We start from the raw sequence: 16,736 nt of genomic DNA on the forward strand, positions 1-16,736 counted from the left end.
ATCTCCAATGGTTGTTTTGATGTCTCGCAACAATAAATCAACCAGATACCCCGCTTTTTTTCAATTCCTTTCAAACACCACTTTCAGTTATGACTCCCATGAAACCCATTATGGGTACAAAAGCCACATCAGCATAGACCGGAAGCACAAGGTCATTCGCAAGTACGCCATCACATCGGCTGAAGTTCACGATAGCCAGGTCTTCGAAGAACTGCTGGATGAGAACAACAGTAATGGAAGTGTCTGGGCCGATTCCGCTTACCGCAGTCATACTCATCGCAAGTCGATATGCAAACGCCCCTCGAATGAACGGGAGCAATGAGGCAAACCGAAAACGATCAAGAGTCCGGGCTCGAGTTGAGCACGTGTTTGCCCAGCAGGCCAATCGACTAGCGCGTAGCATCGGGCAAGTCAGGGTCGGCGTGAAGATTGGTATGATGAATTTGGTGTACAACATGCGTCGATTGGTGTGGCTGGCCGGATGAAGCGAGGTATGGATATGCGTGTTGCCAGAAAAATTGAGCATGAAGACACCGGGCCCTCCAGATTCGCTAGAGACTATTGGCCTTTGTCAGGTTTTTAGAGGCTCCCTAATGTTTAAGTCAATCGGCCAATAACTGCACTAGATTGATCTTTTCACTCGGTTGGTTTTTTTCAACTCTTCATAGTAACTGATGAATAAAGTCTCGAGCTCATCAATCACATCCATAGCTGAACGGCCATGCATGATGTGGGCGGTCATCAGCGAAGAGGTCTCGGTAAGAAGAGTTGATCGGTCCAGCATGGAGTAACTGACAGACAATCTTTTTATCGCAGAAACAACGGATTCCTCATCAGGCCTGGGTATCAATTGGGGCTCAGGTATCCCCGCTTTAGCCGGTGTTTCAACGGTTTCCTGCTGGGACAAAAAGGCGGCAAAAGCAAGCAGGCTTCTCTTCTCCTGCTCACCCAAAGCTTTATACAATTTAAGTAGTCTACGCTGCTCCCCTGGAAGATTCAGCTTTGGCGGCAGCATTTCTATCCCAAGCCATCGCTTTTATGTTCTTCGCAGTATAGCTGGGCAAAATCTAGAAGCTCTTCCATTATCCGCGCACGGAATTTTTGCTTCTGATGTACAAAAGAGAAGGGTCTCTCAAGCGAGGGGTCCAGTTCAATGGCAACCAGTGTGCCCAGCTTCAATTCTTTCTGAATGGTGGCGCGTGAAACCACAGAGATCCCCATACCGGCTTCCACTGCACTTTTTACTGCTTCTGGGCTTCCTAACTCCATGGCCATCTTCAAGTCATCAGGCCCACCTTCACTGCCTTGGGACAAAAATTCGCTGATCACTTCGCGGGTACCTGAACCCTCTTCGCGACAAATGAAAGGATATTTAACAAGATCCCCATAGGTGAATGTTTTACGCTGTGCCTCTGGGTGATCAGGCGGAACAATAGCAACCAATTGATCAGGACGACACGGCTCCACCACCAGATTCTTATTACCAACGGGCGCCTCAACCACGCCAAGGTCAATGGTATTGTTCTCGATCATGGAGACAATGCCATCGGTATTGGAGACCTTAAGATGGATACCAACCTCCGGGTATTTTTTTTTGAAGTCCCCCAGTAGTGCCGGAAGCATATACTCAGCAATAGTGGTACTGGCTCCAATAATGAGAGAACCGCTGATATCCCCTGTCATTGCCTTGACAGAATTTTCCAGCTCAGTGTAGAGGTCGAAAATTTTATCGGCATAGATGTAAACATGGGCGCCGGCTTCAGTCAGACTGATCCGGTTATGAGTACGATCGAACAGACGGGTATTGAAATACTCTTCGAGCTGTCTAACCTGAAAAGTGACGGCTGGTTGCGTCATATGCAGCGACTCTGCCGCCTTGGTGAAACTGAGTAGTCTTGCAACAGTATGGAACACTTGGAGTCTGCGATCCGCCATTATTTTCCCCATCATTACATGTGGCGATAAAGCGCATTTATACCATAAAAAAGGGAGTAAAAGCCAATAGATAACCTATCCAAAAAAGGGGTATACGGTAGTTACACATGTTTGTTAATTTCGACTAAATATTCCTTTACGAGAAAGCACTATCAGTAGTCCAATACCTTGCTGAATCATTTGTCCGGCATTATTGATATTTTGCAAATAAGTTACCTGGGTGTTTCAAACAGGTTGTGGGATCTGCAACAAGGTGGTAGATCCGGGAGAATTACAATGTTATGTATTACGTTTTTACTCATAAGGGAACCTCTAAAAAATCGACAAAGGCCAATAATAGTCTCTAGCAAATCAGGGAAGCCCGGTATCTTCACGCTCATTTTTCTGGCAACATCCATACCCATACCTCGCTTCATCCGGCCAGCGACACCAACCGACGCATGTTGTACACCAAATTCATCATACCAATCTTCCACCGACCCTGACTTGCCCGATGCTACGCACCAGTCGATTGGCCTGCTGGGCAAACACGTGCTCAACTCGAGCCCGAACTCTTGATCGTTTTCGATTTGCCTCTTGCTCCCGTTCATTCAAGGGGCGTTTGCGTGTCGGCTTGCGATGAATCTGACGGCAGTAATGCGCACCTGGTAAAGCGGCTTCCAGTTCTACACTGCGGTAAGCAGAATCGGCCCAGACACTTCTATTACTGTTGTTCTCATCCATCAGTTCCTCAAAGACTTGGCTATCGTGAACTTCAGCCGATGTGATGACGTACTTGCGAATGACCTTGTGCTTCCGGTCTACGCTGATGTGGCTTTTGTACCCATAGTGGGTTTTGCCATGCTTCTTAGTCAAGTGGGCTTCAACATCCTTCTGGCGGCGTTTGTTATCACCCCATGCCTCAGGGCTATCTCCGGCTTTGATCTGCCTATTTTCCTCTCGCGTATTACGTTGCCTGGGTACTGGGACGATAGCGGCATCTACAATCTGTCCTTTGCGAGCACTGAAGCCTGCTGCATCAATCTGGATCAACAGCGCTGAAAAGAGTTTATCAACAAGGCCTCGTTCTTTCAGGCGCTCACGATATACCCAAACTGTTTTGGTATCGGGTACCTTACCTCCTGGCTCAGCCCAAGAAAACGACAAAAGCTATAGGGATACCGTATGTGGAACTTTGTTTGATCACCGGACAGATTGAACAAATGCTGTAGGACCAACACCTTGAACATGAGTTATAACTGAAAGTGTTGTTTGAAGGGAATTGAAAAAAAGCGGGGTATCTGGTTGATTTGTTGTTGCGAGACATCAAAACAACCATTGGAGATATGCCACCATGAGTAAGAATAACGTTGTTAAGCTGGCAGTTCGAGATACGATTATCGATCCGCTGACAGAGTTGCCGAGAAGCGGTGCAGAGCAGTTGATCTACCAGGCGGTGGAGGCCGAGCTGCTGGAGCTGCTGGCGGAGCACGTCGAGCGACGGACAGAGGATGGCAAGGCGGGTGTGGTGCGTAATGGTCACCTGCCAGCTCGTAAACTGCAGACAGGATTGGGGCCGGTCACGGTCAAGATCCCCAAAGTTCGCGCGAAGACCGGCGAGCCGGTAACGTTCCGATCAGCTCTGGTGCCGCCGTATGTACGCAAGACGAAGTCACTGGAAGCGGCGCTGGCGTGGCTCTACCTGAAGGGGATTTCCAGTGGAGAGATGGGTGAAGCCCTGCAAGTGCTGGTGGTTCCGGATGCAACAGGCTTGTCGGCCGGCAGGGTATCGCGTCTGAAGCAGGTCTGGGCAGAAGAATATCGGAGCTGGTGCAAGGAGCGCCTGGATAAGGGCCATTGGGTGTATGTGTGGGCAGACGGTGTCTACAGCGGACAGAGAGCAGAGCAGACGAAGCTGTGTGCCCTGGTGGTGATCGGCGTGAATGAGCGTGGTGAGAAGCATTTTCTGGCAATTGAGGATGGTGTACGGGAGTCCACACAGAGCTGGCGGGAGGTACTGTTGAAACTGAAGTCACGCGGACTGACCCCGCCAAAATTGGCGATCGGTGACGGTGCCATGGGGTTCCGGGCTGCGCTGGAGGAAGTGTATCCGGAGACGCGCCAACAGCGCTGCTGGATGCACAAGACCATGAACGTGCTGAACTGCCTGCCAAGGTCAGCTCAGCCGAAAGCGAAGCAGGCACTGAATAACATCTGGCAGTCGGAGACCCAGGCCGATGCGGAAAAGGCCTTTGATCTGTTTATCAAAACGTATGAGCCAAAGTATCCGAAGGCTGCCATCTGTCTGCACAAAGACCGAGAGGAACTGATGGCTTTCTATCAATTTTCTGCGCAGCACTGGCAGAGCATTCGGACCAGCAATCCGATTGAATCCACCTTCCAAGGGCTGCCTATCGCGTGACGGCATGCTACACATGATGTTCAAACTCGGCCTGTGCGCCGAGAAGAAGTGGAGACGATTACGGGGTTTCGATTACCTGGCGAAGGTGATAAGCCGGAATCAAATTTAAAGAGGGTGTTGAGGCAGCAGGAGTCGATCAGGTCGCCGCTTGATTCAACTGGCTAAACACCAGATTTGACTATAACTCTTTGAACATCAGTACCGCATCGTAAGGTGGATGCCACCTTTACTGGGATCACTATTTTTATAAATTGAGTCCAACAATACCCGAAAAGCCTCCCAGTCTACGCTCCTTTCCGGCCTTGGCAGCGGGTCTCCCAGTTGCTCAAGGAGTTCAAGTTGGTCTTGATGATCAAAAAAACTTGGTTGCATGACTTTTATCAATGGTTGGTTGAGTTGGCTAATATTATCGCTGATTTGCAAAGGTTTTTAGAGACTCCCACATGCAATACAATAAAAATCCTGATTACATACTAGGCTCAGCTATTGAGCCAGTGGTCATTGCATAATAGAAACCACTGAATACAGAGGGTTTTCTATCATGCCGAAAAATACAGTGCAGTTTCAAAAAGGTCTTGGTTTACACAAATTTATTGAAAAATATGGTTCTGAAGAGCAATGTCAACAAGCATTGTACCAACTGCGTTGGCCTACCGGATATATATGTCCTGAGTGTGGCAACACAACAGGTTGTGAACTCAAAAGCCGTAAGATATATCAGTGCCACAAATGCCACCACCAAAGCTCCCTGACTGCTGGCACCATCTTTCACGGCACCAAGCTGCCGTTGAAGAAGTGGTTTCCGGCTATCTATCTTGTTGACTCAGCGTAAAAAGAGTACTTCTGCCTTGCAACTGTTCCGTGAAATTGGTGTGAACTACAATACAGCCTGGAAGCTCAAGCACAAACTGATGCAGGTGATGATGGAACGTCAGAGTCAAAAAAACTGGCTGGTCGCATCGAGATGGATGATGCCTGTATTGGTGGTGAGAAACCGGGAAAGCGTGGGCGAGGGTCTCGTAATAAAATCCCTTTCGTGGCAGCTGTTGAGACGACGCAGGACGGCAGGCCAATGAAGATCCAACTGCGTCGGCTCCGCGGTTTTCAGAGTGCGGAGATGGCTCGATATGCCAGATCCAGTCTGTGTGCTGGCAGCATAGTTTTTTCTGATGGGCTCTACTGCTTCAGAGCAGTTACAGATGCTGGATGTGATCATATGCCTATCGTCACTGGCGGTGGGCGAAAGTATACCCAGCTCTCCACCTTTAAATGACTGAATACCATGCTTGGTAATATCAAGAATGCTTTGCAGGGAACCTTTCATGCTATTCGTAAAAAACACGTACCTCGTTATCTCGCCGAGTTTGAATATCGCTTTAATCGCCGGTTTAATCTTCCGGCTATGATTGAACGATTACTCTGCGCCGCGTTACGTACACCATCGATGCCTTATCGTCTCCTGAGGATGGCTGGGGTTTATGGGTAATCAGGATAAAAATTAAGATCGCAGAACCGACAACTTTTAACTGGCGGTAGCGAAAATAAAGAATAGCCCCTAAATAATTAGGAGACACATTTTAATGAAAAAACTTGCACTCTTGTCGGCCATCTCTCTGGCCATCTCTGGTTAGGCAATGGCTGGTGGCTGGAAACTTCCAGAGAATTCAATCAATGGCACCGCACTTTCGGCCGCTAACGTGGCCAACGCCCATGGCGCCGATGCCTCTTACTACAACCCGGCTGCAATGGCTTTCAATGAGGATGGTGCATCCTTTGAAGCCGCACTGACGCTCATTCATCTGAGCGGCATTGAATACTCAAATCCCGCATTATCATTATCAGATGAAACAAAAGTGGAGAATATACCTGTACCTTCATTCCACTACGTCGGCCCTGCTATGGGTAATTTTCGGTTTGGTCTCTCAATGGTCACTCCTGGCGGGCTATCCAAACGCTGGAAAGGATTTGGCAAAACATCCTCGGAAGAATTTTCCCTTGAAACTATGGAGATTAATCCAACTATTGTGTTTAAGATAAATGATCAGTTCTCTATGGGAGGTGGAGTACGCGCAATCTACAGTAAAGGTGTAGTTAAAAGCGATGATCAAGGTCCAATATTCGCTGCATCTGGGGGAACGTTGTCTCCCGCACGGGACATGGAGGGCGATTCCTGGGACTTTGGATATAATCTCGCGTTGCATTTTAAAGCCACTGATAATTTAAAACTTTCTGCCACCTATCGTTCAAAAATCGGTCTCACCGAAGAGGGGACTGTTACGCTAAGCCCGTCTTCATTAGGCCTCACACCCGGCCTCCCGACTATAAATACTAGCGCATCAGTCAGTATACCAATACCGGCCGCATTCAGTCTTGCTGCTGCATTTGACATCAGCGACCAGACCACAGTTGAGTTGGTTTTAGAAAGAACTTACTGGTCTGCATATAAAGATTTAGACTTTAATTATCCAGTAAACGTCTTTCCTTATACTTCTGTCTTTGATGATCCGGCAGTAAAAAACTGGAAAGACACCAATACGCTGCGTATTGGTGTAACCCACCAAATGGATAGCAGGTGGACTGTAATGGGAGGGTTTGCCTACGATAAAACACCCGAGCCAGAGTACTATGTAGGCTTTGAACTCCCAGATTCAGATGCCAAGATCTTCTCTTTAGGTGCACGTTATCAGTATTCAGACAACTTGAATATTGGCGCAGCATTTCTCTATGACAAGAAAGACAAACTGGAGATTGCCAGTAGCAATTCTACTCTCTTTACCAGTGCAACCTTCGAGGATGCAGCTGCCTATTTGCTGACCATTGGCGTTAATTATACATTCTGAATTTAACTCAGGAATTACCATAAAATATAAATGCCGAAGCGACGACTGCTTCGGCATTTTTGCTTCCACCCACGTCACTATCCACTACCGAACACAGCGGCTATAATTCTCAATAACACCCCGCAGATGTTAGCAAGAGGGTATGGACTGCTGAAAACTTGCGGCAGTATTCAAACCGCATAAATAGAAAAAGCGTTGCCCCTTTACAGGGAACAGCGCTTTTCAAGAGTTAAATCCTACCGCTTAGATATACAGGCAGATGTCACTCTCACCGGCAAATTCAAAGAATCTGGCAGCACCGGCATATTCAACGCCACCGATAAAATCTGCGACATTCATATCGAACAAATCCACTGTCATCTGGCAGGCAATCAACTTCACTTCAGCTTCCTGGCAGAGTTCGCGCAACTCTTCAAGACTAGCGATACCCTTGTCGGCCATCTTCTTTTTCATCATCATGGTCATCATAGCCTGCATGCCTGGGAGTGTGGTACCCAGTACAGGGAACCACTTATCCATGCCCATGGGCATTGGCATACCCGGGTTGCCCAAAGGGGTAACTTGCAGGTTCAAATTTTTCCGCAGCAACTGCAAGCCGTAGAAAGTAAAGAAAATCTCAACGTCATATCCCAGAGCTGCCGCAGTAGACGACAAGATGAATGGGGGATAAGCCCAGTCCAGTGAACCTTTGGTTGCAATAATAGCTAGTTTTTTTGCTTCCATTTTGAATCTCCTCCACATTTTTGTGAGGTTTGATTACGGACCAGGAAGAGCTAGGCTCTTTTGATCAGGAAGTGGAATTTACCGCCTTCCTCTTTGGATTCCATCAGCTCATTGCCAGTCTGCTTGGCAAAAGCCTCAAAATCCTTAACGGAACCAGGATCGGTAGCAATAATATGAAGGATCTGGCCAGCTTCCATACCAGAGAGGCTCTTCTTAGCACGCAGGATGGGCAGAGGGCAGTTCAGTCCACTAGCATCCAGTTCTTGATCAAAATCGGCCATGTGCAATCTCCAAAGTGTTTGCCTGTTGTTTGATGAATCAGCTCCATCTTATATTCTAACTGACTCAGAAACGCAAGCCATTAGGTCTTTATGGGAACATACAAAAGCTTCACGGCCAAGCAAACAAGCTGATGTTAGATTACTATTGAGCCAACCAACCGGATGGCCGACTTTTAACTATAAGCCACAATCTCAAAACCGCTGCGTGCCCAATCGATAATCCCACCCCGCAGATTGACTACATTCTGTAATCCCTGTTGCATCAGGTACATGCATGCGTGATGAGAACGTGCTCCGCTTTGGCAGTAGAGGATAATCTCCTTATCTGCAGGAAATTCATTCATTTTTGTTGGCAAAAGATGCATTGGAAGATGCTCAGAGTTTGGGAGCATACCGTGGGCTACTTCAGTTTCACTCCGGATGTCCAGCAGCATCAGATCCTCGCCTGCGGTTATCCTGCTTTCCAGCTTTTTCGAATCGATTTCTTTTACCACAGCGTCAAACCTTGCATTTAATAACTGAGCCAATTAGTGTAGTATTAATTTCCTAATATAGTCAAATTAACTGATTCTGTACTCGGCCGATCAGGATATACTCTGCTTCTCAGGCATATCCATTGTTCCGGTATTTTGGGCCATGTTAGAGTTCTGCCTCGTTTGAATATTACGCTTGAAATGATTTATCAGGCTTTGACTGCAACATTATTTAGAGGCCGTAGATTAACGATGGATTTTCTCCCGATTTTCCTCGATGTAAAAAAGAAGCTTTGCCTGATTGTCGGTGGAGGAGAGGTCTCAAACCGCAAAGTCACCCTGCTTCTGAAAGCCGGTGGCCAAGTCCGGGTGATTTCGCCGGAACTCTGTCCAAATTTATCTGCGGCGGCAGAAAAGGGCTTGATAGAACATCTCTCCAGGAATTACCGGAAAGGGGATCTGGACGCTTGTCATCTGGTAATCGCTGCCACCGACAATGCAGAAGTTAATCGGCAGGTCTCCGAACAGGCACGCTTACAGCGTATCCCGGTCAATGTGGTTGATCAGCCTGACCTCTGCAGCTTCATCACCCCCTCTATTATTGACCGTTCCCCCGTGGTTGCCGCAGTATCCACCGGCGGCGCCTCACCGGTGCTGGCGCGCTTGATCCGCAGTCGGCTGGAGGCGTTGATTCCCGCTGGATACGGCCGCCTGGCCGAATTGGCCAGCCGGTTTCGTGACCGGGTAAAACAGCGATTCAATATTCCTGCAGACCGCCGCTTATTTTGGGAGCAGGTGTTGCGGGGTGGCGTTGCCGAACGTGTGTTCTCTGGCCATATGAAAGAGGCTGATACTGCCATGGAACACGCGTTAAACTCTTTCCAATCAAACAGCACCACAGGTGAAGTCTATCTGGTTGGCGGAGGCCCCGGTGACCCGGATCTGGTTACCTTCCGCGCTCTGCGACTGATGCAACAGGCAGACGTGGTGGTTTACGACCGCTTGGTTGCCAAGCCGGTTCTTGATATGACCCGCAGGGATGCTGAGCGCATCTATGTCGGTAAAGAGCGCGCCCACCACGCCATGCGGCAGGAGGAGATCAACCAGCTCTTGGTCGATCTGGCAAAAGAGGGCAAGCGGGTGGTTCGTCTCAAGGGTGGCGACCCGTTCATCTTTGGCCGCGGCGGAGAAGAGATTGACACCCTCTCTGCAGAGGGCATCCCCTTCCAGGTAGTGCCTGCCATCACTGCGGCTTCAGGCTGCGCCGCCTACGCCGGCATCCCACTGACCCACCGGGATTACGCCCAATCTGTCACCTTTGTCACCGGCCATCTGAAAGATAGCACAATGAATCTTAACTGGGAGCAACTGGCTCAGCCCTATCAGACCGTTGTTTTCTACATGGGCCTTCTCGGTCTGCCGGTTATCTGCAAAGAACTGATAGCTCAGGGTACCTCCCCGGATATGCCCATAGCGCTGATCCAGCAAGGCACCACAGAGAATCAGAGAGTATTCGCCGGTACGCTGAGCAATATCCAGGAGATCGTAGACCGTGAACAGCCAAAACCTCCCACACTGATTATCGTCGGCAAGGTGGTGGAGTTGCAGGAGAAACTAAGCTGGTATAAAGCGCCGGAAACCCCGACCCAGGGTGCAACTTCACCGATTGGTCCTGAGATAGAATAGAGGCAGAAGTAACAGTCCATAGGTATTGAAATGTCCGGAGCATGTACAATTATGAGCAACACGCCCTCGCAGATAGCCCGGTCTCCCTTTCTCCCGCGTCCTCTTGCTTTGCCGTTGAGCCTAATCCCGACATCGGCCAGTAGCCAAGTACTGGTAAAAGCATTAGAGCGGATCTTCGAGCCTGAACTGGCGGATGGCGAGGTGGACTTTCTGGAAGGTCGGATAATGCTGATAAACGTCGTGGACGCGCGTCTCAGTTACCGTATAACACTGGTCGACGGTAAACTCAAAGCAGCAGATGGCGATCACCATGACCTGAGTATCGAAGGGTCCATTTACGATTTCCTGCTTTTAGCCACACGGCAGGAAGATGCCGACACCCTCTTCTTCAACCGCCGGTTAAAGCTGGGCGGTGATACAGAATTGGGACTCTTTGTAAAAAATTTTCTGGATGCAGTGGAACTGGATGACCGTCTAGGATTTTTACTGAAAGTACTCAACAACGCCACTTTCATTATTGGCAGAATGCCCGATCTGAACGCCTTCAAACCTGGACGACTCTTGGGCTGACACTAACTTAATTCTAAAAGCACTTAATCCTTAGGCTTCAGACCACCGTCACCCCGATCTGTGCCGGGATGACGATTTAATTATCTGTATAGGAATTTCGGCTTGCCCCTGAAGAGAGTGGGCGGTAACAATTCAGTTCCCCGCTACACCATCGCCTGTGCACGCATCTCCATTCCAGCCTCGCCAAACCAGTAGCCATCGCAGGAACCTACGGGCATTAGTCGTTCAAGCTGCTTATAACCCTGTTTTAGGTCCATATCCTGATTCAGGCAACGGTGGAAAATTTCAATGACTTTCTTTGTCTGCCGGTATTGGGGACTGATGCGGATGACATCCACCTCCAGCTCCCGCATTCGTTCAATCTCCAACAGCAGATTGAATGTATGTGCCGACTGGGTCTGGATACCATTGAGTGCCAGGAACCGCGTATCATCCTGTGTCGACAGGGTTAATCCATCCGGGTAATCCAGGCAGCGGTACTGGCAGTCATCCTTGGGTAAATTATGGGCTCGTGCGGTAAAGCAGCGGGCTGAATAAGCTAGCGGCAGACGGCCATAGACCAATACTTCAGTCTCCACCCCTGCAGGACGTTTCACCTGCATATCCGCCAGGGTCTCATGTGATAGTTCAACCGGGAAGACCCAGCGTTTCAAACCCTGACTGGCCAGAAGTGCCAACGTCCGGTCATTGTAGACATTGACGCTGTGCCCGGTGACAAACGACCGACCCTGCATCAACTGCACCGCCCCCATGTCATTAGCTTCGACCCAATAGCGCCCGTTGTCACAGATCCGGTGCAACCGTTTTAGCTCCGATTCCGCTTCCAGCAGGGCAAGCGTGGAGATAATCACCTCCTTTCCGGCGGCCGCCAACCGGTCGGCCAGGGCAAACCAGTCATCGGTACGCATCAGTGTCCGTTTGGAGCAGATAGTCTCACCCAGATAGACAATATCCACCGGGGACTGAGCCACCTTTTCATAGAACTCAAGTAGTTGGTCTTTTGGCCAGTAATAGAGAAGCGGGCCAATAGAAAGTTTTGGTTGTGTACTCATATTTTTATCTGATCTCTACTGCCAGGGACGGCTATAAGCGCCAAGGGTCGTCTGTGTCCCTTCTGAGACTTTGCTAAGTTCGGTCATCCACTCATTTTTGGGCCTATAGTGCTCTGGATCTCTCTGGCAGGCATTCAAGGCTGCCCTCCAGACTTTAGTAACCTGAGCCACATAGACAGGGCTGCGCTGGCGTCCTTCTATTTTCACTGCTTCGACACCTGCTGACTGAAGCTGTGGCAGCAGTTCCAGCGTATTCAGGCTGGCTGGCTCTTCAAGGGCATGAAAGGTATTTCCACCCACACAGAAACTCCCTTTGCAGAGAGTCGGATAGCCAGCGTTTTCACCTTTGCCGTAGCGCTCGATCAGCACCCCACCAAGATGGGTCTCCAATCCGCTCGCTGTCTCCCGCCACTCCACATGGCTGGCCGGTGAACAAGCCCCATAGGTATTAGGAGACCGTCCGGTGGCATAAGATGAAAGAATACAACGCCCTTCCACCATCACACAGAGACTGCCAAAACCAAATACTTCGACCTGTACCGGGCTGTGATCCACCACATGCTGAACTTGGCTGAGGGAGAGCACCCGGGGCAATACCGCGCGCCGGATACCAAAGTTATCCTTATAGAACTGCAAGGCTTCATAGTTAGTGGCAGAGCCCTGCACGGAAAGGTGCAGATTCAGCTCAGAATAGTATCCAGCCGCATAATCCAGCACCCCGATGTCGGCTGCGATCATTGCATCCACCTGGAGATCCGCAGCCTGATCCACCGCGTTCTGCCAGCGTGACCAGCCATCCGGCTGAGGGTAGGTATTGAGGGCAAGAAACACCTTCACGCCACGTTGATGAGCATAACGAATGCCCTCGGCTATCTTGGCAGGGCCAAAGTTCAACCCAGCGAAGTGGCGGGCATTGGTATCGTCACGAAAACCAAAATAGACAGCATTCGCGCCATTATCCACCGCGGCTTTCAGCGACGGGAGATTACCTGCGGGACATACTAGATCCATGAGTTTAACCAGTTGTAATAGCGAAATCCGTTCGGAGAACCCTTAAAAAAGAGCGCAGAGAACACGGAGGAGCACAGAGTACGCAGAGTTTTTTCTGTTTTCATAATAGTAGCCTTTGCATACTCTGTCTCTTCGCTGCGATCTATGGTCTCTCTCTTCACTGTTTCCGGGCAGACACTCGTTAAAAGAATTATCCGGTTTTCTCAAGAGAAAGACCGGAACCATTTGCGAGTCGCGATCCCTGGCAGGTTCCGCGCTGCCACAACTCAGATTCAATGCCATTCAAGATCGCCCATTTTTTCGAGCACCACTCCGGGGTCAACAGAATATCCTTCGATGCCGTGCCGGTTACCCGGTGATAGACCACTGACCGGGGCGTCCGTTCGATCAGATCAGCGGCGATCGATATATACTCTTCCGATGAGAGTGGCAGATATTCGTTCCGTCGCCACTGGTTGGCCAAGAGGGTCCCCTTCACCACATGAAGCGGGTGCAGCTTTAACCCTTCGACGCTCAGATTCAGAACCTTATCAAGACTCGAGAGCGCTTCCTTCCTTCCCTCCCCCGGAAGGCCCAGAATCAAATGGGTACAGACAGGCAGTCCACGCAGGTGGGCCGCTCGGACGGCATTTTTATACTCGGCAAAGCCGTGTCCACGATTGACTCGCTCCAGTGCTGTATCCGAAGCGGATTGTAATCCAAGCTCCAGCCACACCTCATGCCCTTTTGCCTGAAGACCGGATAACAGATCGAGCACCTCATCGGGGACACAATCGGGGCGGGTCCCCACAGACAGGCCCACCACATCGGGTTCTTCCAGGGCCTTGCCATAGAGCTCGGCGAGATACTCTACATCGGCATAGGTATTGGTGTAGGCCTGGAAATAGGCGATATAACGGCGGGCCCCGGTACGCTTGAGTAACACTCGCCTACCGGCTTCGATCTGTTCCGCCACTGTATGCGGTTGCTTGGCATTTGGATTGAATGAAGCATTATTGCAGAAGGTGCAGCCACCGCGTCCCTTGCTGCCATCGCGATTGGGGCAGGTAAAGCCGGCGTTAATGGCGAGCTTATGGACACGCTCGCCATAACGGCGCAGCAGATCCTGTCCAAACGTGTTGATGTAATCGGGTAACGCCATCAGTCCCTCCAAACTCCTACGGAAAATAAGCGAAGCAATCTCCCATACCACCAGGGGCAGGTAAATGACTCATGTCAGAGAACATCCCTATCAACCAAAACGGTTATTTTTAAGGAACCCTGATTAATTCTGGATCGGATAGATGACGAGTTGAAATCTTCTGGATCAAAGCGAAAATTACCGGTAATAGCGGGCTATTGCAAAGGTTATCAACGCAGAGCCGGGAGATTTCAGCCATCAGACACCGATTCATGAATTGACCAGAGGCTCCTCAATTTGACCTTACTGATTCTACCATGATGAACAGGTGGGTACCTGCGAAGAAAAAACGATATTAATCCAGCGGGTAAATATACTTACCAGGCTGCGTACTTTATGATGTGTCGCATTGAAGTGACTTTATCACTTGTTCAGGCTCTTTTTGCAAGGTTCGCGTACAGGATCGTGTTCTCTTTTTCAGATCGTTCACAGAACGAATCGTCTCTCCGCCATGAAGCATGCTTTTCAGATCACAATTGAGATATTCGTCAGGGTTCAGTTCCGGTGAATAGGCAGGCAAGAAAAAGACTTCCAGATAGCGCTTTACGATCCGGTTAGATAACCAGCGCTTCACCTTCTTGGCGTGATGCACTCGTAAGTTGTCCAGTATCAGAAATACTTTTCCCGGTGTAAATTCAATCAGTGCTCTTAAAGGGATGGTCTGAAAAATTGAAGTTTTTCACTTCACCTGCCATCCAATCTTGAGTATTTGTAAAAACAACCCGCGTTATTCTCGGATTTGACCTTAATTTTGGCTATTCTGAGGCTTTCAGTCGCAACTTGCCTATGAAATGGCTAATAAATATTGCTTAGCCAGTACCCGATTAATCAAGGTACACTTGGCAAATACCCAATGGGCATTTTTCTCAAGCCCTCGATCGAACCTTGTTAAAACCAAACTGCGGCTTCATTACACCGAATACATGCTCTACTCTGGCGCGCGTTTCCGATTTGTATCGATTCGCTGATGGTTCCTGCTCGGTTAATTGTCGATTACGACAGGCTTTCTTCCGGGTAAAGCCTTTGGCGCATGCTTGGTCAGTTTATCTTTCTGTCCTGCATAGGCAGAATCTCCCCGTACGCGTGTTTCGTTTCCATGCAACAGGTCTTCCAATACCTGCGAGTCATGAATATTGGCCGGTGTCACAGCAATTGAGTGGATCAGTCTGGTTTTGCTGTCCACGCCAATATGGGCCTTCATGCCAAAGTACCATTGATTGCCTTTGTGGGTTTGATGTGTATCCGGATTACGGTTTATTTCTTTGTTCTTCGTTGTGATGATCGTGGCATCAACAAGGGTTCCCCGGTTGAGCTTCATACCATTCTCGGCCAAGTAAACATTGACCAAACGAAACAGCTCATCCCCAAGATTATTCCTTTCCATCAGATGGCGAAAATTGCCGATGGTTGTTTCATCCGGTGCGGGCTCATTACCCAGATCGATACTGACGAACTTACCCATGGCACGTGAATCATAAAGCGCTTCTTCTGCTGCGGGATCAGAGAGTTTAAACCAGTGCTGTAGAAAGTGGATGCGCTAGACCAATGGGCTTTCTTCCGCGCCCTTCTTCGGATTTGGGTAACAGGGTGCTATGGCCTCGCCAAGCTCCTTCCAGGGGATGATTTGCTCCATCTCATCCAGAAAATGCTCCTTGCGGATCTTTTTTCGGTATTTTTCAAAGCCCCTGACTTCTAAGCTTTGCTGTTTCATCGTTTCCCTGGAACTGGTGATCTATGGATCAATGGTATACGATTGCTTTAATCAATCAGACGATGTCCTCATAAATAGCTTATTAGCTCATACTTATTATTATGGTTATAAATAATTCAGGGCTTTCTATAAGGGATCGATTGGCGAAAGGTCACTGAGCTAATGCTTGCAACTGTGATGGAAAAGTTCGATTTTCGATCCCGAAAATCCATTAATTATTCAGATACCCATGGTGTACTTACAACCTGAATCCACCATTAGCGTTGAATGCCTCTATCGAGGCGGCCGGGGCAGACGAGCATGGCTGGGGATTTTCTGTTGTAGCCGATGAGGTGAGAGCACTCTCCAAAGAGAAAACAAAAATTGCGGCTAGGGTGATACACGGAACGTTGGGGCGTTTTAGAAAGCAGGTAGAGATGATCACCGAAAGAGTCGGAAGCTACATGTGGCTTGTCCGCGATGATCAATACCGCAGTTGGTGTTTTTCGGTGAACAATTTAGTGAATTTGAGCAATCCGCAAACTGCACGCTCAGTGTCATACACTATGCAAAGGATCGCTCTTTTGCTTTGCTTGTGAAGACGGATCATATTATCTACAAACAGGATGGATATTCTTCTCAGTGGTAATGTGAGGATAAGTACTAAGTGGTATTACGAAGGTTCGGGAAAGAGCGTATCTGGCGAAGTGGCCAACTATGGCTGAACTGGAGGTCTACCACCCAGCCGTTCATGATAATGTTCAGATTGCCATTGAACAGCATGATTTGGATTGGGAGAAAGATGAAGCGATCCATAACGAAATTGTCGGTAAGGTCGTTGCTTTTGAGCTGGGCAGTGGCGGTGTTATATCAACAATCGATCATCGATAGAGT

At 49.0% G+C, this 16,736-nt stretch carries 19 protein-coding genes and 3 pseudogenes; 9 read left to right on the top strand and 13 right to left on the bottom strand.

Going from position 1 to position 16,736, the window contains the following annotated elements:
* Positions 1-19 precede the first annotated feature (19 nt).
* Together MN084_RS06640 and MN084_RS06645 are read left to right on the top strand one after the other, a co-directional pair.
* Positions 20-322 (top strand): transposase, encoded by a 303-nt coding sequence (locus MN084_RS06640; RefSeq protein ID WP_241086728.1) that lies wholly within the window; start codon positions 20-22, stop codon positions 320-322.
* The gene (locus tag MN084_RS06645) at positions 306-485 is read left to right on the top strand and encodes a hypothetical protein (protein ID WP_241086727.1); all 180 of its coding nucleotides are present in this window, start codon (positions 306-308) and stop codon (positions 483-485) included. Before MN084_RS06640 ends, MN084_RS06645 begins: the two co-directional genes overlap by 17 nt.
* Before the next feature lie 137 nt (positions 486-622).
* Here the strand turns inward: MN084_RS06645 and MN084_RS06650 are convergent, their stop codons facing one another.
* The 4 genes from MN084_RS06650 to MN084_RS19410 form a co-directional block, all read right to left on the bottom strand.
* Positions 623-952 carry a Crp/Fnr family transcriptional regulator gene (locus MN084_RS06650; protein WP_320416442.1) on the bottom strand — a complete coding sequence of 110 codons (330 nt, stop codon included), beginning with the start codon at positions 950-952 and terminating at the stop codon, positions 623-625.
* A gap of 65 nt (positions 953-1,017) precedes the next feature.
* A complete protein-coding gene (locus tag MN084_RS06655) occupies positions 1,018-1,935 on the bottom strand; it encodes a LysR family transcriptional regulator (protein WP_241086725.1) in 918 nt (305 codons plus the stop codon).
* Positions 1,936-2,394: 459 nt separating this feature from the next.
* Entirely contained in the window at positions 2,395-3,081 is a 687-nt protein-coding gene (locus MN084_RS06660; protein WP_241086724.1) for an IS5 family transposase, read from the bottom strand.
* Entirely contained in the window at positions 3,006-3,164 is a 159-nt protein-coding gene (locus MN084_RS19410) for a transposase (protein ID WP_445083902.1), read from the bottom strand. Before MN084_RS19410 ends, MN084_RS06660 begins: the two co-directional genes overlap by 76 nt.
* A gap of 104 nt (positions 3,165-3,268) precedes the next feature.
* On the opposite strand from MN084_RS19410, the pseudogene MN084_RS06665 reads away from it, so the two are divergent.
* A pseudogene (locus MN084_RS06665) lies at positions 3,269-4,488 on the top strand (IS256 family transposase).
* A 43-nt stretch (positions 4,489-4,531) separates the two neighbouring features.
* Here MN084_RS06665 and MN084_RS06670 read toward each other — a convergent pair.
* Complete coding sequence (locus MN084_RS06670; protein WP_241086723.1) at positions 4,532-4,708, bottom strand: hypothetical protein; 177 nt, start codon at positions 4,706-4,708, stop codon at positions 4,532-4,534.
* Between the two features lie 169 nt (positions 4,709-4,877).
* Here MN084_RS06670 and MN084_RS06675 point away from each other — a divergent pair.
* Both MN084_RS06675 and MN084_RS06680 read left to right on the top strand, forming a co-directional pair.
* Positions 4,878-5,822, top strand: a pseudogene (locus tag MN084_RS06675) (IS1595 family transposase).
* A 148-nt stretch (positions 5,823-5,970) separates the two neighbouring features.
* On the top strand, positions 5,971-7,176 hold the full coding sequence (locus MN084_RS06680; RefSeq protein WP_241086722.1) for an OmpP1/FadL family transporter: 1,206 nt from the start codon (positions 5,971-5,973) through the stop codon (positions 7,174-7,176).
* A 243-nt stretch (positions 7,177-7,419) separates the two neighbouring features.
* On the opposite strand, the gene dsrE2 is transcribed toward MN084_RS06680, so the two are convergent.
* The 3 genes from dsrE2 to MN084_RS06695 all read right to left on the bottom strand — a co-directional run bounded on the left by dsrE2 (position 7,420) and on the right by MN084_RS06695 (position 8,674).
* On the bottom strand, positions 7,420-7,899 hold the full coding sequence (gene dsrE2, locus MN084_RS06685; protein WP_241086721.1) for a sulfur carrier protein DsrE2: 480 nt from the start codon (positions 7,897-7,899) through the stop codon (positions 7,420-7,422).
* Between the two features lie 50 nt (positions 7,900-7,949).
* Positions 7,950-8,180 carry a sulfurtransferase TusA family protein gene (locus MN084_RS06690; protein WP_241086720.1) on the bottom strand — a complete coding sequence of 77 codons (231 nt, stop codon included), beginning with the start codon at positions 8,178-8,180 and terminating at the stop codon, positions 7,950-7,952.
* A 173-nt stretch (positions 8,181-8,353) separates the two neighbouring features.
* Complete coding sequence (locus tag MN084_RS06695) at positions 8,354-8,674, bottom strand: rhodanese-like domain-containing protein (protein ID WP_241086719.1); 321 nt, start codon at positions 8,672-8,674, stop codon at positions 8,354-8,356.
* A gap of 231 nt (positions 8,675-8,905) precedes the next feature.
* Between MN084_RS06695 and cysG the strand changes: the two genes are divergently transcribed.
* Complete coding sequence (gene cysG, locus MN084_RS06700; protein ID WP_241086718.1) at positions 8,906-10,339, top strand: siroheme synthase CysG; 1,434 nt, start codon at positions 8,906-8,908, stop codon at positions 10,337-10,339.
* 51 nt (positions 10,340-10,390) lie between these two features.
* Positions 10,391-10,909, top strand: coding sequence for a ubiquinone anaerobic biosynthesis accessory factor UbiT (gene ubiT, locus MN084_RS06705; RefSeq protein WP_241086717.1), 519 nt, complete (start codon positions 10,391-10,393; stop codon positions 10,907-10,909).
* 143 nt (positions 10,910-11,052) lie between these two features.
* On the opposite strand, the gene ubiV is transcribed toward ubiT, so the two are convergent.
* The 5 genes and pseudogenes from ubiV to MN084_RS06730 form a co-directional block, all read right to left on the bottom strand.
* A complete protein-coding gene (gene ubiV / locus MN084_RS06710) occupies positions 11,053-11,961 on the bottom strand; it encodes a ubiquinone anaerobic biosynthesis protein UbiV (RefSeq protein WP_241086716.1) in 909 nt (302 codons plus the stop codon).
* A gap of 15 nt (positions 11,962-11,976) precedes the next feature.
* Positions 11,977-12,972 (bottom strand): ubiquinone anaerobic biosynthesis protein UbiU, encoded by a 996-nt coding sequence (gene ubiU, locus MN084_RS06715; RefSeq protein WP_241086715.1) that lies wholly within the window; start codon positions 12,970-12,972, stop codon positions 11,977-11,979.
* A 190-nt stretch (positions 12,973-13,162) separates the two neighbouring features.
* Positions 13,163-14,113, bottom strand: a complete 951-nt coding sequence (locus MN084_RS06720; RefSeq protein ID WP_241086714.1) for a TIGR01212 family radical SAM protein — start codon at positions 14,111-14,113, stop codon at positions 13,163-13,165.
* A 373-nt stretch (positions 14,114-14,486) separates the two neighbouring features.
* The gene (locus MN084_RS19415) at positions 14,487-14,744 is read right to left on the bottom strand and encodes a transposase (RefSeq protein ID WP_445083903.1); all 258 of its coding nucleotides are present in this window, start codon (positions 14,742-14,744) and stop codon (positions 14,487-14,489) included.
* A 192-nt stretch (positions 14,745-14,936) separates the two neighbouring features.
* Positions 14,937-15,863: pseudogene (locus MN084_RS06730) on the bottom strand (IS5 family transposase).
* Positions 15,864-16,126: 263 nt separating this feature from the next.
* Between MN084_RS06730 and MN084_RS06735 the strand changes: the two are divergent.
* Positions 16,127-16,441 (top strand): methyl-accepting chemotaxis protein, encoded by a 315-nt coding sequence (locus tag MN084_RS06735; RefSeq protein WP_277400389.1) that lies wholly within the window; start codon positions 16,127-16,129, stop codon positions 16,439-16,441.
* A 118-nt stretch (positions 16,442-16,559) separates the two neighbouring features.
* Positions 16,560-16,733: a hypothetical protein gene (locus MN084_RS06740; RefSeq protein ID WP_241086713.1), complete on the top strand. Its 174-nt coding sequence runs from the start codon at positions 16,560-16,562 to the stop codon at positions 16,731-16,733.
* Positions 16,734-16,736: the final 3 nt, after the last annotated feature.

Origin of the sequence: Candidatus Vondammii sp. HM_W22 (assembly GCF_022530855.2) — a bacterium.
GTDB lineage: Bacteria > Pseudomonadota > Gammaproteobacteria > Chromatiales > Chromatiaceae > Vondammii.